The 15,201-nt window shown below is 67.7% G+C and carries 7 protein-coding genes; 6 read left to right on the forward strand and 1 reads right to left on the reverse strand.

The annotated features are described in order from the left end of the window. Positions 1–166 precede the first annotated feature (166 nt). From AC3IRM_RS03240 to AC3IRM_RS03265, 6 genes are all read left to right on the forward strand, one after another. Positions 167–3,004, forward strand: a complete 2,838-nt coding sequence (locus AC3IRM_RS03240) for a TonB-dependent receptor (protein ID WP_489204839.1) — start codon at positions 167–169, stop codon at positions 3,002–3,004. Positions 3,005–3,285: 281 nt separating this feature from the next. Beyond that, on the forward strand, positions 3,286–6,420 hold the full coding sequence (locus AC3IRM_RS03245) for a TonB-dependent receptor (protein WP_489204840.1): 3,135 nt from the start codon (positions 3,286–3,288) through the stop codon (positions 6,418–6,420). 58 nt (positions 6,421–6,478) lie between these two features. Further along, positions 6,479–7,405 carry a pectinesterase family protein gene (locus AC3IRM_RS03250; protein WP_489204841.1) on the forward strand — a complete coding sequence of 309 codons (927 nt, stop codon included), beginning with the start codon at positions 6,479–6,481 and terminating at the stop codon, positions 7,403–7,405. Further along, a complete protein-coding gene (gene pelA / locus AC3IRM_RS03255; protein ID WP_489204842.1) occupies positions 7,402–8,466 on the forward strand; it encodes a pectate lyase in 1,065 nt (354 codons plus the stop codon). Before AC3IRM_RS03250 ends, pelA begins: the two co-directional genes overlap by 4 nt. A gap of 59 nt (positions 8,467–8,525) precedes the next feature. Further along, complete coding sequence (locus AC3IRM_RS03260) at positions 8,526–12,350, forward strand: LamG-like jellyroll fold domain-containing protein (RefSeq protein ID WP_489204843.1); 3,825 nt, start codon at positions 8,526–8,528, stop codon at positions 12,348–12,350. Further along, positions 12,350–14,080: a glycoside hydrolase family 43 protein gene (locus tag AC3IRM_RS03265; protein ID WP_489204844.1), complete on the forward strand. Its 1,731-nt coding sequence runs from the start codon at positions 12,350–12,352 to the stop codon at positions 14,078–14,080. Before AC3IRM_RS03260 ends, AC3IRM_RS03265 begins: the two co-directional genes overlap by 1 nt. Positions 14,081–14,281: 201 nt before the next feature. Here AC3IRM_RS03265 and AC3IRM_RS03270 read toward each other — a convergent pair whose 3' ends face one another. Beyond that, positions 14,282–15,088 carry a rhamnogalacturonan acetylesterase gene (locus tag AC3IRM_RS03270; RefSeq protein ID WP_489205817.1) on the reverse strand — a complete coding sequence of 269 codons (807 nt, stop codon included), beginning with the start codon at positions 15,086–15,088 and terminating at the stop codon, positions 14,282–14,284. Between the last annotated feature and the right edge of the window lie 113 nt (positions 15,089–15,201).

Here is a 15,201-nt window from a genome sequence, read left to right on the forward strand (position 1 = left end):
GGCGGGGGAGCGGGCGAGTGGATGTGGCGGCGCAACATGCTTTGCAGAATCGCCTCTGCTAGCGTTTGACCCGCGGTGTCATTCCGGCACCGGCGAACACCATAGCAAGCGCGTCCATGCAGTCAAGACGCGCCGAGACCGCTTCGCACCCTGGGAGGGGAACGACATGACGCAGTTGTTCGGTACAAAAAAGACACCGGTTACCTTGCTGGCTGCGGGTATCGCCCTCGCGCTGCAGGCGGTGGCCATGCCCGCTTTTGCGCAGACGGCCGGAACCAATGTAGAGGACGGGATCGAAGAGACCGCGACCACCGGTGACGCGACCCAACTGGAGGTCGTGCGCGTGGTCGGCTACCGCGCCAGCGTCGAGAAGGCGCTCGACATCAAGCGCGGCGAAGCCGGCGTGGTGGATGCGATCGTCGCCGAGGACATCGGCAAGTTCCCGGACCTCAATCTCGCCGAATCACTGCAGCGCATCCCGGGCGTGGTGATTGCGCGCGATGCCGGCGAAGGCCGCCAGATCACCGTGCGTGGCCTCGGCCCGGACTTCACGCGCGTGCGCATCAACGGCATGGAAGCGCTGACCACCGTCGGCGCGTCCGACCAGAGCGGCGGTTCCAACCGCGGCCGCGGCTTCGACTTCAACGTGTTCGCGTCCGACCTGTTCTCGCAGCTGATCGTGCGCAAGACCGCATCGGCGGATGTCGAAGAAGGCTCGCTCGGCGCGACCGTCGATCTGCGCACCGCGCGCCCGTTCGATTACGACGGTCTGACGATCGTCGGCAGCGGCCAGGCGAGCTACAGCGACATGGCCAACAAGGCCGATCCGCGCGTCGCCGGCCTGATCGCCAACACCTGGGCGGACGGCAGGTTCGGCGCACTGCTGTCGGTCGCCTACAGCGAGCGGCAGGCGCTCGAGGAAGGCAGCGGAAGCGGCCGCTGGGCCAATGGCGAGAGCAACGGTCGCTTTAACGGCTGTCCGACGCCGACGAATCCTGTCAATACATCGCCATTCCCGAACGCCTGTAACGCCAACGTCTTCCATCCGCGCTTCCCGCGTTACACGCTGATGGAGCATGAGCAGAAGCGCACCGGCGTCACTGCCTCGCTGCAGTTCAAGCCGACCGATCGCCTGGAGTTCTCGCTCGACGGTCTGTATTCGAAGATCGACGCGGTCCGGGACGAGAAGTACATCGAGGCGATCTCGTTCAGTCGTGGTGACAGCCGGTTGAACGGCGTCCAGCAGCCCATCGCTGGAAAACCGCAGACGATCGTCCGCGACGGTGTGATCGACGGGAATGGCGCGCTGGTCTATGGCCTCTTCGACAATGTCGACATCCGCTCGGAGAACCGCCACGACGAGTGGAACACGGTCTTCAAGCAGCTGACGCTCGATGGGAAGTTCGATGTCACCGATGATTTCACCCTGTCCGGAAAGGTTGGTACCTCGAGTTCCGTGCACGAGAACCCGATCCAGACCACGATCATCATGGACAAGTACAACGTCGACGACTACAGCTATGACTATCGTGGTGATCCCTACAAGCCGGTGCTGAACTACGGCATCGACCCGCTCGATCCGAATGGATGGACGCTGGCCGAGATCCGTCTGCGCCCGCAGTACGTCGAGAACGAGTTCGACACCGCACAGCTGGATTTCAACTGGAACATCAGCCCGGGCTTCCGTCTCAAGGGCGGCGTGCAGGCCAAGGACTATTCGTTCTCCACGCGCGAACTGCGCCGCAGTTCGGAGATCAGCGTGCCGCGCTTCGGCAACGGCAGCCTCATCGTGCCGACGGATCTGACCAGCCAGGCCGCGCTCAGCGGAATCGACGGTTCGCCGGGCCGCTGGGTCATTCCGAGCTACGAGCGCATCGCCGATTTCTTCGACATCTACAGCAACACCGGTACGTTCGCCGTGCTCGACCGGCCGGTGAACAACCGCAGTGTCGAGGAAGAAGACCGCGGCGTGTATCTGCAGGGTGAGTTCTCGACCGATCTGGGCTCGATTCCGTTCTCGGGTAACTTCGGCGTGCGCTACGTGCGCACCAAGCAGAGCTCCACCGGCACCGCCACGGTGACCGGCACGGCAGTCGCATCCACGGTCTCGCGCGAGTACAGCGACACGCTGCCGTCGATGAATCTCGTGGCCGAGGTCGCGCCGGACTTTCTGGTCCGTTTCGGCGCAGCGCGGGTCATGTCGCGCCCGACGCTGGGCTCGCTGACACCGGGTGTGACGGTCAACGTAAGCGGCGGCGCCCGTACCGTCAGCGGCGGCAATCCCGCGCTGGATCCGGTGCGCGCCGACACCGCCGATCTGGGCTTCGAGTGGTATTTCGACGAAGGCGCGATGCTCGGTCTGGGCCTGTTCTACAAGGACCTGAAGACCACGATCCAGAACTCGCGCGAAATCCGCAGCTATGCGTCGAGCGGTCTGCCGGCCAGTCTGCTTGATGGCACCGGCGCAAGCGTCAATGACGATTTCGCGTTCACCGTGCCGCTGAACACGCCGGGCGGTCCGCTGAAGGGCTTCGAAGCCAACTACGTGCAGCCGTTTACGTTCCTGTCCGGCTTCTGGAGCGATTTCGGGCTCCAGCTCAACTACACCTACGTCGACACCGAGATCCAGTACCTGACGGCCTCCGGCGCGAACTCGTTGCGCACCTCGCTGCTGGGCTCGTCCAAGACGTCCTGGAACGCGACGCTGTTCTACGAGGGCCAGAGCTTCTCCGGCCGCATCTCCGCAACCAACCGCGACGACTATCTGATCCAGGTGCCCGGCGTCGAGCAGGGATTCACCGACGACGTGCACGGGCAGAACGGCACGACGGTGCTCGATGCATCGCTACGCTACAAGATCAGCGAGCAGATCGAGCTGAGCCTGGAAGGCATCAATCTGACCAACCAGCCGTCGGAATCGTGGGTCGGCGCGAACTCGCGACTGCCGCTCGATTACAGCGAGACCGGTCGCCAGTACCTGCTGGGACTGCGCTACAAGTTCTGATTGCGATGCGTGACGCAACGAAGAGGCCGGAGCGGCGACGCTCCGGCTTTTTTTTTGCGCTGCGATACGCGTCGCAGAACGCATGCGGCACATGCACGGAATCGCGCTTTTGAACGCGCGCATCCGCTGCCGTCTTGTTGCGTTGCAAGATGTCGCTCGCGGCATGCGCTGTTAGGTTACGCGCCTCGATGACCATCGGTGTCATTGATGGCCCAGAGGAGGCGCCGCGCGCGACCTCCCGCAGACAGCACACACCATTCGTTTCGGGGAGAAGCTTGCAAATGGATCGTATCCGTGACTGCCGGAAGACACCGGTTACCTTGCTCGCCGCCGGTATTGCGGTCGCCCTCTCGTCGCCCTTGATGGCGCAGCAGTCCACGGACCAGGAGCGCGCCGTCGACATGGCCGCCGTGACCGTGACCGGTTACCGCGAAAGCCTGCAGAAGTCGCTCGACGAAAAGCGCTACAGCGTGGAACAGGTCGATGCGATCTTCGCCGAGGACATCGGTAAGTTCCCGGACCAGAACCTGGCCGAATCGCTGCAGCGCATCGCCGGCATCTCGATCGACCGCGAAGGCGGCGAGGGCCAGCGCATCTCGGTGCGTGGGCTCGGGTCCGACTTCACCCGCGTGCGCCTCAACGGGCTCGAGGCGCTGGCGACCGCCGGCAGCGGCAGCGCCGGCGTCAACCGCTCGCGCGGTTTCGACTTCAATACCTTCGCTTCGGAGCTCTTCAGCCAGGTCAAGGTCAACAAGACCCAGTCGGCGCAGATGGACGAAGGCTCGCTGGGCTCGACCGTCGACCTGCGCGGCTCGCGTCCGTTCGATTTCGACGGCTTCCGCGCATCCGCCAGCGGCCAGCTCGGCTACAACGAACTCTCGCGCGAGAACGATCCGCGCGTGTCCGGGTTGATCAGCAACACCTGGGCCGACGGCCGTGTCGGCGCGCTGCTGTCGGCGTCCTACAGCCAGCGCACGATCTTCGAGGAAGGCTACAACCCGGTCCGCTGGGAGCACGGCAACCACCGCAACTCCAACCAGTCGACGGCCACCAACAACGGCACCTACGGCTTCTGCTCGCCGCTGGGCTACAACCCGCAGACGCCGCGCAACCCGGTCGCCAGCGAGATCTCGAATCCCAACAACAACAACGGCTACGGCACCTGGGGTGTCGACGCGGCCAATTGCGGTACGGGCCTGCCGCGTCCGGCCGCCACGCCCGAGAACATCGCCGCCTACGAGACGGCGACCAACGCATGGATTCCGCGCTATCCGCGCTACATCCGCACGCAGCACGAGATCGAGCGGCTCGGCGTCACTGGCGCGTTCCAGTTCCGCATCAGCGACGACACGCTGCTGAGCTTCGACGCGATGTACTCCAAGCTCGACAAGGACCAGCGCGAGGATTCACTGGGCGCCAACCTGCATCGCACCGGCAACCTCGGTGGCAAGACCCAGATCGTCGTGCGCGAGGCCGAAGTGGACGACCGCAACCGTCTGCAGTACGGCGTGTTCGACAACGTCGACTTCCGCACTGAATCGAGCCAGATCGAGGAGTCGACCGAGTTCAAGCAGTTCAGCCTGCAGCTCGAACACCGCTTCAATGACGCGGTGCGCCTAGATGCGACGCTCGGCCGCTCGACGTCCGATTATTCGCGCCCGGTGTTCTCGATGGTCAGCTTCGACAATTCGAATCTCGACGGCTTCGTGCTCGACCTGCGCGGCAATCCCGAGATGCCGAGCATGACCTTCCCCTTCGACACCAGCAGCGCCGATGCCTGGCAGTGGCTCGGTTACGGCACCGTGCCGGTCAACAGCAACGGCACCGCGCGCGGCTCCAACATCAGCGAGGTGCGCCTGAATCCGAACTACGTCAGCAACGCCTTCGATACCGCGAAGGTGGACCTGGCGTTCGACGTCAATCCGAGTCTGACCTTCCGCACCGGCCTCGCGTGGAAGGACTACGACATGAGCACCGAGGAATACCGGCACATCAGCTACGGCCGCCTGCCGCAGGCGCTGCCGGCCGGCGTGACCCTGGGCGATCTCAGCACCACGCTCGACGGCTTCGGCCGCAATCTCGACGGCAGCATGCCGCCCTCGTGGCTGATCCCGGATTTCGACCGCATCGCCGAGGCGCTCAACATCTACAGCAATGCCGACAACGGCGTGCCCGGTGGTGACTACCGCCTCGCCGGCGTCGGTCATTTCGGGGCTTCGAACAACAATTTCGAGGTCAACGAGCGCAGCCTGGCCACCTATGCGCAGTTCGATTTCAACACCGATCTGTTCGATCGCGCGCTGCGCGGCAACGTCGGCGCGCGCCTGGTCAAGACCCAGATCTCGGCCTCGGGCTGGGCACCGTGCCCGACCGGCGGCGAGGCGAACTGCACCCGGGTCTTCGGCGTCGCCAACGCGACCTCGGCCGCCGGCGACCGGTTCGTCGTGGGCACCACCGTCGACCACAGCTACACCGACGTGCTGCCGTCGCTCAACCTGTCCTGGGATGTCGCCGACAGCGTGGTGCTGCGTTTCGGCGCGGCCAAGACCATGGCCCGCCCGACGCTGGCCTACATGTCGCCGTCGGTCAGCGGCGGTCCGACCAACTTCTTCGACGACGGCCGCTTCTACTCGATCAACCTCGGCAATCCGAAGCTCGATCCGTTCCGCTCGACCAACTACGACCTCAGCGCCGAGTGGTACTTCGCCGACGGTGGCCTGCTCTCGGCCGCGGTGTTCTACAAGGACATCGAGAGCTACGTGCAGCGCACCCGCCTGCTGACCACGTGGTCGGAGCTCGGCTATTCTCTGGACCTGCTGCCGCCGGGGTTCACCGCCGACACCGTGTTCAACGTGCAGAGCTACTACAACACCCCGGGTGGCCCGCTGAAAGGCTGGGAGCTGACCTACCAGCAGCCCTTCACCTTCCTGCCTGGCTTCTGGAGCAAGTTCGGCGTGCAGATGAACTACACGCACGTCGACTCCGAGATCGAATACCTGTTCAGCACCGCGGCCAGCAGCAACACGCGCGTGGTGACCACGGTGACCGAGAACCAGCTGGTCAACCTGTCGCCGAATTCGTACAACGCCACGCTGTACTACGACGACGGCAGCTTCAGCGCCCGCGTGTCGACCAGCTACCGCGACGGCTACATCGGTGAGGTGCTGAGCCGCGAGAACGTGTTCGACCTCGATGGCAACCAGTTCGCCACGGCCGACGTCACCGGCAAACACAGCGTGCGCAATGTCGACTTCAACATGTCGTACCGGATCAACAGCAAGCTCAGCCTGACGTTCGAGGCCATCAACCTGCTCGACACGCCGGACCGCCGTTACGTCGACTCGGACCTGATGCTGCCGGACCGCTACACCGTCACCGGACGCCAGTACTACGCCGGTGCACGCTACCGTTTCTGAGGCCTCCCCACGTCGCCCGCGGCCGCCGCTCCGGCGGCGGTCGTGGGGGCGTGTCTTGATGCTCGCGCTGCCGGCTCTGGTCGGCTGCGCGACGCAGGCGCCGTATGCGCCTGTGCGCGATTTCGAGGTACGGGCCGACGGCCCGTTCGCGGATGTGCAGACGGCGGTGGACGCCGCCGTCGCCGGCGGGGCGCCCGCGCGCATCCGCATCGCCGCCGGGACGTGGCGCGGCGTCATCGACGTGCCGCCTGATTCGCCGCCGATCACCCTGATCGGTGCTGGATCCACGGCCACCGTCCTGGTCAACGGCCATGCCGCGTCGCAGGTCGATCCGCGCACGGGACGTGCCTACGGCACCTACGGGTCGGCGACGATGTTCGTGCGCGGCGACGATTTCCGCGCCGAACGGTTGACGATCGAGAACGATGCCGGCGCGGTGGGCCAGGCGGTCGCACTGGTGGTGGACGGCACGCGGGCGGCGTTCGACCAGGTCCATGTGCTCGGCCACCAGGACACGCTGTATCTGCGCACTCCCGGGGCCGTCGTCTGGTTCCGCGACTGCCGCATCGAGGGCAGCGTGGACTACATCTTCGGCGCCGCCACCGCGCTGTTCGAGGGCTGCGCTCTGCATTCGCTCGGTAACGGCTACGTCACCGCGGCGTCCACGCCGTCCGGACAGGCGTACGGCTTCGTCTTCCGGCGGTGCCGGCTCAGCGTGTCGGCCGGGGTGTCGCGTGTCTATCTGGGGCGCCCCTGGCGACCGCATGCGGCGGTGCTGTTCGCCGATTGCGCGCTCGATGCCCCGGTGCCCGAGCCGGGCTGGCACGACTGGGATCAACCGGACGCCCGCACGACCGTGCGCTTCGGCACGATCGACACCCGCGGATCGGTCGGAACGTCTCTGCCCGATGCGCCCTGGGGCGGCGAGCCGCCCGCATTGCCGACACCCGTCATGCTGTTCGGCGACTGGAGACCCTTCGAATGAGCCGTTCCGTGCCGGCCGCGCTGCTGTCCGTCGTCCTGCTGCTCTCTGCGGGCGTGACCCCGGCTGCCGGGCCCGCGCGCACCGAGCCGGCCGCCGAGCGCATGCTCGCGGCGCAGACCGCATCCGGCGGCTGGCCCAAACACCTCGCGGGCCGCGCCGTCGTCTACGACCGGCCCTTCGATGCCGCCGCCCAGGCGGCGCTGGATGCTGCCGACCGCGCCGACGAGGCGACGATCGACAACAACGCGACCACGCGCGAGATCCGCTGGCTCGCCGCGGCCTTCGCGACCACCGGCAACCCCGCCTATCGTGATGCTGCGCGCCGCGGCGTGGACTACCTGCTCGGCGCGCAGTATCCGAATGGCGGCTGGCCGCAGTTCCACCCCGACCGGTCGGGCTACCGGGCGCAGATCACCTTCAACGACGACGCGATCGTCCATGTCGTCGAACTGCTGCAGGACATCGCCGACGCCCGCGGCCCGCTGTCGGCGCTCACGCCGGAGCGTGGGCCCCAGGCCGCGGACGCGGCCTCGCGTGCGCTCGCGCTGATCCTCGATCTGCAGGTGGTCCTCGACGGCACGCCGACGGTCTGGGCCGCCCAGTACGACCCCGACACGCTGCAGCCCGCGACCGCGCGCAGCTACGAGCTGCCGTCGCTGGCGAGCAGCGAGTCGGTGTCGATCGTGCGTCTGCTGCTGCGCCAGCCGTCACCGTCGCCGCGCCTGGTCGCCGCCGTCGACGCGGCCGAGATCTGGTTCCGCGCCCGCGGGCTCGCCGATCTCGCCTTCGAACGCAGCGGCCGTGGCGACACCGCCGACGCACGCCTGCGCGCGCAGCCCGGCGCCGTGCTGTGGGCCCGTTTCTACGACCTCGAGCGCCAGCAGCCGCTGCTGGTGGACCGGGGCGGCGTCGTCGTGCCCGCGCTCGACGCGATGTCGCGCGAGCGGCGCGGCGGCTACGCCTGGTACGGCACCTGGCCGCAGCGCCTGCTCGACCGCGACCTGCCGGCGTGGCGCACCCGTCACGGCCTGCCGGCCCCCACTTCACACGCCGTGCGCTGAGCGCACGCAGGCGGTCGCCGCCCCGGGCGGCCGCGTCATTCGCCGAACAGGGAGATCCGATGTCCAGATTCCACCGTCGCCGCATCCTCGCCGCCAGCGTGCTGTCGCTGGCGATCGCCGCCGCACACGCTGCCGATGCGCCGCGCCTGCTGTTCCATGTCTCGGCCGACCAGGATTTCGTCGCCGATACCGCGGCCGGCGATCCGGTGCCCAACTTCAAGGACAAGGTGCGCCTGGTCGATGGCGGCGCACGCGGCCGTGCGATCGAATGGGACGACGACGGCGTGCTGTCGTGGAACGCGCCCGGCAACATCGATGCCGCACGCGGCACGCTGAGCTTCTTCTGGCGTTCGCGTGATCCGGTCGGCGAGGCGCCGTTCGTGATCTTCCGGGTCGGTTATGCCGACCACTCCAGCTGGGACATGGCGTGGATGCGCATCGATTGGAACGGCGAGGGCTTCGATGCCTTCGTCACCGATGCCAACCTGTCGCGCTCGCGCGTCTCGTTCCGCATGGACACGCCACCGTCCGCCGACGCGTGGACGCATGTCGCCTTCGCCTGGGACGAGACCGTGGGCGTGCGCCTGTACGTCGACGGCCGCGAAGTCGCACGCGAGGAACGTCCCGCAAACCAGCAGGCGGGCTTCGACTTCGACGCCGGCCTGGACCAGTTCGGCCTGGCCGCGCGCATCCTCGCGCCGCACCAGGTACAGAGCCGCTACAACTTCCTGCGCGGCAGCGATTTCGACGACATCCGCGTGCACGACCGCATGCTCGATGCCAACGGCGTGCAGGCCGTGCGCGGCTTCCGCGCACCGACGAGTGCCGTGGCGCCGGACGATCGCCATGCCGCATGGCTGTTCCGCCACGGCTGGCAGGACGGCGCCGCGCCGCCGCTACTGAGCACTGCCACGACGTCGATCCGCAAGGTCGAGTTCGCCGATACCAAGGACCTGAAGCAGTGGATGTGGAAGGCCACCGACGGCATCGCCGAGACCACGTGGCCGGGCGTCTACAACCGCTCGCGGCTGCGTGGCCGCGACGATTATTTCCAGCTGCCCGACTGGGACACCTACGTCGACGGCGGCAAGGCGCTGGACCTCACCCTGCCGGACGAGCCCTTCAATCGCATCGAACTGCGCGGCGCCGCGTACGGCGAAGCGACCTACGGCGCCGATGTCGACACGCAGCAGCCGCTGTTCTCGCGGCCGCAGGGCGTAGTGCGCAGCGTCGACGATTTCGACACCCGCCGCGGCGGCCATCTGCGCTTCGCCAACACCGCCCAGGAAACGCCGATCCAGCAGATCTGGGCCTATCACGTCAGTGACGCAGCCGAGCCTGCGGGTTCGGTCAAGCAGGCGTATACGATCCGCAGCAACGCCGAGATCGACTACACCAACCTCGTCGATCTGCGCACGTACATCGAGGGCCGCTTCGCGCCCGAGGAACGCAGCATGGCGCTGGCACTGCCGGGCCGGGCGGCGTTCCGGACGCGCGAGGCGACGCCGGTTGCCGGCGCGCAGCCGGTGGTGCACGTGCTGATTCCCTCGGGCATCGGCGATGCGCCGGCGGCGCAGCCGCTGATCCGCAGCTGGGCGCACAGCTGGGAGAACATGTACGACGGGCTCGACGGCATCGCCATCGACATTCCCGCGCTGGATCTGCCGGCCACGCACACCGTGGACGGCGCGCCGGCGATTCCGCTCAACATCCGCATCAAGGATCCGATCTGGCCGGCGCGCGACATGATCGACGTGTCGGTGTCGGTGACGCCGGGCGAGAAGCGCACGCTGTGGCTGGACCTGCGCGACCGCATCCTGACGAAGGACAGCCTGTGGATCAGCATCGCCTCGGCCGCGCCCGGGTTCGATGCGACGGCGCTCGACGGCGCCGAAGTGCGCATGGTCTACAAGCCGCGCGACGAGGCGATCGCCGAGCATGTCGCCGACCGCTTCAACCAGGTCCGCGACAACTGGGGTTTCCTCGTGGAGGAACACACGACCTCCAAGCGCCAGCGCCTCTACGCGCGCGTGTTCGCCGACATCAGCGATCTGCTGCGGGTGGATCCCGACCACGAACTCAGCCGGCGCTACTGGAACTACATGAGCTACAACAGCCAGGGCCTGCCGCCGTTCGAGCAGCCCGAGGCGCCGGCCGGCGTGCCGCTGTGGGCGTTCCGCCAGCTCGAGGATCTCAAGGCCGTGCGCCGCTTCATCGAATGGTGGGTCGATGAGCGCCAGGTCGAGTTCGGCGATTTTGGCGGCGGCATCTCCGACGACAGCGATCTGTCGCAGCAGTGGCCGGGCCTGGCGCTGATGGGCGTGATGCCCGACAAGCTCAATGCCTCGATCACCGCGCTGGCCGATGCGGCCTATGCCAACGACATCTTCGCCGGCGGCCTGTCGACGATCGAGACCGACGAGCTGCACGCCTACGAGGAGGGCATCAACACCAACAGCGCGATGGCCCTGCTCAACTGGGGCGATCCGCTGACGATGACGCGTCTGATGGAGACCGTGCGCGATCTCGACGAGAAGATCGTGCTGCGCAATCCGCAGGGCCATCTGCTGTTCTCCAGCAACTGGTTCGGCGGCAACAAGGTCTATCGCGAACCGCGCTGGCAATGGCAGAAGCCGTACTCGTTCCCGGTGCTGCATCCGGCCTTCGTGCTCGGCGTGTTCAATGCCGACCCGACCAGCCGCGCGATGATCACCGGCCTGGCGGATGGCTATCTCGCCCACGCCTACACCGACGAGAAGGGCGCGTGGCAGCTGCCCAACGAGATCAACTGGGCGACCGGCGAGCGCCGCGGCGGCGATCTGTTCGACGGCTCGGGCGGCGCCGACACGATGCATCTGTACTGGGCCGCGTGGCGCTGGACCGGTGACGACAAGTACCTGCAGCCGCTGCAGTACCGCGTGGATCGCAGCGGGCCGGCGGGCCTGTCGAATCTCGCCGAGAACTACGTCGATGCACTCGGCAGGCGCGAGGACTGGGGCACGCGTCTGCAGCAGTCGGCCGACAGGGGCGAAACCGGCGTGCAGAGCGTGTTCGCCTGGCAGCAGACCGGCGACAAGGCCTACCTCGAAGCCCTGCATGCCGATGGCATCCAGGCCAAGGCGATGCGCGAATACATGAACACCGAAGGCCACTGGTGGTCGGACCGTGTCGATGCGCCCAGCGAGTTCCTGCAGCGTGCGCGCCTCGGTGGTCTGGCCCTGCGTCGCAACACCACGTATCCCGGCCACACGGTGAGCTGGCGCTTTGCCGACGACGCGCAGGCGGAAGCCGTCGCGTTGCTGGTGTCGGCGCCGTCGCGCGAGGCGTTCAAGGTGATCGCGCACAACACCGGCGCGCGCACCGCCAACGCGGCGATGACCGGCTGGAACGTCGCGCCCGGCCGCTGGCGCATCACCAGTGGTGTGGACCGCAACGACGACGAGGCCATCGACGGCCGTGCGCAGACGCGCGAGGTGATGCTGGAGTCGAGCGCATCGGTGGACCTGTCGTTCGCGTCCGGCCAGACCCAGGTATTCGAGTTCGAACTGATCGAAGCCGGTACGCCGGTCGAGATGCGCGCCGACATCGGCATTGGGCGCGGCGACGTGCGCGTGGTCGACGGGGCGGTCGAAGTGACCGTGCACAGCCTCGGCCATGCCGATGCGCCGGGTGGCGTCGCGATCCTCGAGGACGCGCGGGGCCGCGAGCTCGCCCGCGCCGACATTCCCGCACTCGAAGCGCCACGCGATCTGCGCCCGCGCAACGCGACGCTTCGTCTCGAACACGCAGCGGGTGTCGATCCGCGCGGCGGACGCGTGCGCATCGCGCTGCCGGGCGATGGCGAGGAAGTGACGCGACTCAACAACGTCGTGCAGGTGCGTTGATGCGCGCGCTTCGCGGTCTTCGGGCTGCGCTGCTGGCGGGCGCGATCGCCGGTGCCTGCGCGGCGCCGGCCATCGCCCAGCCGCCGATGGCGCACGGCGTGTGGAGTCCGGACCAAGGCGGCGGCAGCTACATCAATCCGATCCTGGCCGGCGACTATTCCGATCCGGACATCGTCCGGGTCGGCGAGGACTACTACCTCACCGCATCGAGTTTCGCGAATGTGCCCGGCCTGCCGGTGCTGCATTCGCGCGACCTGGTGAACTGGACGCTGATCGGCCATGCGCTGACCCGCCTGCCACAGGCGCATCACGATGTACCGCGTCGCGGCGGTGGCGTGTGGGCACCGGCGATCCGCCATCACGATGGCCTGTTCCGCATCTTCTGGGGTGACCCGGATTTCGGTATCTACACCGTGACCGCGGCCGATCCGGCCGGGCCGTGGAGCGATCCGATCCTGGTCGACAATCCCGGCGGCGCGATCGATCCGGCGCCGTTCTGGGATGACGACGGCCAGGGCTGGATCGTCTATTCGTATGCGAAATCACGCTCGGGCAAGATCAATCTCGTTGCGCTCAAGCGCCTCGACGACAGCGGCACGCGCGCGGTCGGCGAGGAACGCATCATCGTCGATGGCGACGCGCTGGCGCAGGTCGAGACCTCGGACGGGCCGAAAGCCTGGGTCGTCATCGAAGGCGGCAAGCTCTATAAGCGCGACGGCTGGTACTGGCTGTTCGCGCCGTCGGGCGGGGTCAAGGGCGGATGGCAGGGCGTATTCCGCGCGCGCGATATCGCCGGGCCCTACGAGGCCCGCAACGTGCTCGATCAGGGCGACACCCCGGTCAACGGTCCGCACCAGGGCGGCTGGGTCGACACACCGCAGGGCGAATACTGGTTCGTGCATTTCTCCGATGCGGATTCGTACGGGCGCCGCGTCCATCTGCAGCCGATGACCTGGAACGACGACGGCTGGCCGCTGATCGGCGCGCCGCAGCCGGGCACGCATCGCGGACAACCGGTGCTGACGCATGCCAAGCCTGTATTGCCACCGCAGACGGCGCGTGCGCCAGTCGTCGATGACACCTTCGACGACGGCTTTCATCTGGGCTGGCAGTGGCAATCGAACCAGGCGACCGACTGGCACGATGCATCGGCCAAAGGCGTGCTGCGGCTGAAGTCGGCGTCGTCGCCTGCCAATCTGTGGGAAGCCGGGCACGTGCTGTCGCAGAAGCTGCCCGGCATGACGTTCAGCGCGACGACGACGCTGGACTTCGCACCGGTCGCGCTCGGCGAGCGCGCGGGCCTGACGCTGTTCGGCGCGGCCTACGGCTGGATCGGACTCGAGCACACCGCGAACGGCGTGCGCCTTGTACAGGTCACGCGCGAGGACGCGGCGGGGCAGGGCGAAGCGCGCAGTGTCACTGCCGATGTCGCGATCGACGGGCCTGTGCATCTGCGCGTCGATGTCGCGCCAGTCGAGGTCGCAGTCGCGCCGCCGGCGGATCCCACGCGTTACTGGCCGTCGATGGAACGCGCGTATCACGCGCGCGCACAGTTCCACTACAGCCTCGACGGCGACACTTGGACCGCGCTCGGCACCCCCGTGGATGTCCTGCCTGGTCGCTGGGTGGGATCGCAACTGGGCCTGTTCGCGCAGAGCCCGGCGGGCACGCCGGCGTTCACTGCGACACGGGTCGGGTATGCGGACTTCGACGACTTCGAGGTCCGCTAGGGATCAGGCTCGGCGCGCGGCGCCGTGATCCTTTCGGGGTCACCATAGAGCGCCCGGCATCCGCGTCCGTGGACCCGTGATCGGGCGCGATGGCGCGTTGCCGGTAACGCTTTGTTCGTGCGCGAGCGCGCTCCTACAACAGAGCGATCAGCAGCCGACATATGCGGTGTGTCGGGCCGGCACGCCCGCATGCGCGTCCCCTCAGGGAATCAGATTGCGTCTCAGCGCCGGCACCTGCTGCGCGAGTTCGTCGGCGACGATCGCCGCGAACAGCGCGGCGCCCTCGGGCCCGAGATGTGTGTAGTCGAACGCGAGCTTGGCCTGGCCCATCGGCTCGGCGGCGGCGTTGTCCTGCGCGGTGGCGGTCACCGGCGCAGTGGCGGTCGCTGCGGGTGCGGCAGAGGGCGGCGTGCCGATCGTCGTGCCCGCCTGCGCGGCGACGACCTGTTCCGGCATCGCCGGTCGCTGCGCGGCGCGCATCGCGAGCACCGGGCCCATGCCCTGCACGAGGTCCCGGCTGCGCGCGTGCAGATCGACCAGCGGCACGTCGAGTTCGCGCGCGACCGCACGCGTTGCCTCGGCCCAAGGCGCGAGATCGTCGAGCAGACGGCCGTCCTCGAACTGGCGGCGCGTCAACGGTGTCACCAGGACCGGGTGCGCGCCGGCGGCGCGGATCTCGGCGACATAGCGGCGCAGGTTGTCCGGGAACTCGGTGATCAGATCGGTCGAACGGCCGGGCTTGCCCGGCTGGTCGTTGTGGCCGAACTGCACCAGCACGTAGACCGCTTCGAACGGGCCGGTGCGCATCTCGTGCAGCGCGATGACCCAGGAGCCCTCGGCGCGGTAGTTGTAGGTGCTGCGGCCGCCGCGGGCCAGATTGATGCATGCCAGGAACGAGGCCACGTGGCGATCGCAGAACGCGCCGCCCCAGCCGCCCTGCACGGCGGTCGTGGAATCGCCGACGAGTACGATCTTGCTGGCCTGGATCGGCGCGACCGGCGGGCGCATCGGATTGTCCGCGCCGAAGGCGGCGACGGGACAAGCCACCGACAGGACGAGGGTGAGCAGGCGCGGATGGCGCATGGATTGGATTCCGGAAGCGGGGTGGATGCGCGTCGAGC

It is taken from the genome of Luteimonas sp. KH_071 (genome assembly GCF_057838005.1).

Coding starts and splice junctions, on each gene's coding strand:
- AC3IRM_RS03240 (WP_489204839.1), top strand. CDS start 167: ATGACGCAGTTGTTCGGTACAAAAAAGACACCGGTTACCTTGCTGGCT.
- AC3IRM_RS03245 (WP_489204840.1), top strand. CDS start 3,286: ATGGATCGTATCCGTGACTGCCGGAAGACACCGGTTACCTTGCTCGCC.
- AC3IRM_RS03250 (WP_489204841.1), top strand. CDS start 6,479: ATGCTCGCGCTGCCGGCTCTGGTCGGCTGCGCGACGCAGGCGCCGTAT.
- pelA (WP_489204842.1), top strand. CDS start 7,402: ATGAGCCGTTCCGTGCCGGCCGCGCTGCTGTCCGTCGTCCTGCTGCTC.
- AC3IRM_RS03260 (WP_489204843.1), top strand. CDS start 8,526: ATGTCCAGATTCCACCGTCGCCGCATCCTCGCCGCCAGCGTGCTGTCG.
- AC3IRM_RS03265 (WP_489204844.1), top strand. CDS start 12,350: ATGCGCGCGCTTCGCGGTCTTCGGGCTGCGCTGCTGGCGGGCGCGATC.
- AC3IRM_RS03270 (WP_489205817.1), bottom strand. CDS start 15,088: ATGCGCCCGCCGGTCGCGCCGATCCAGGCCAGCAAGATCGTACTCGTC.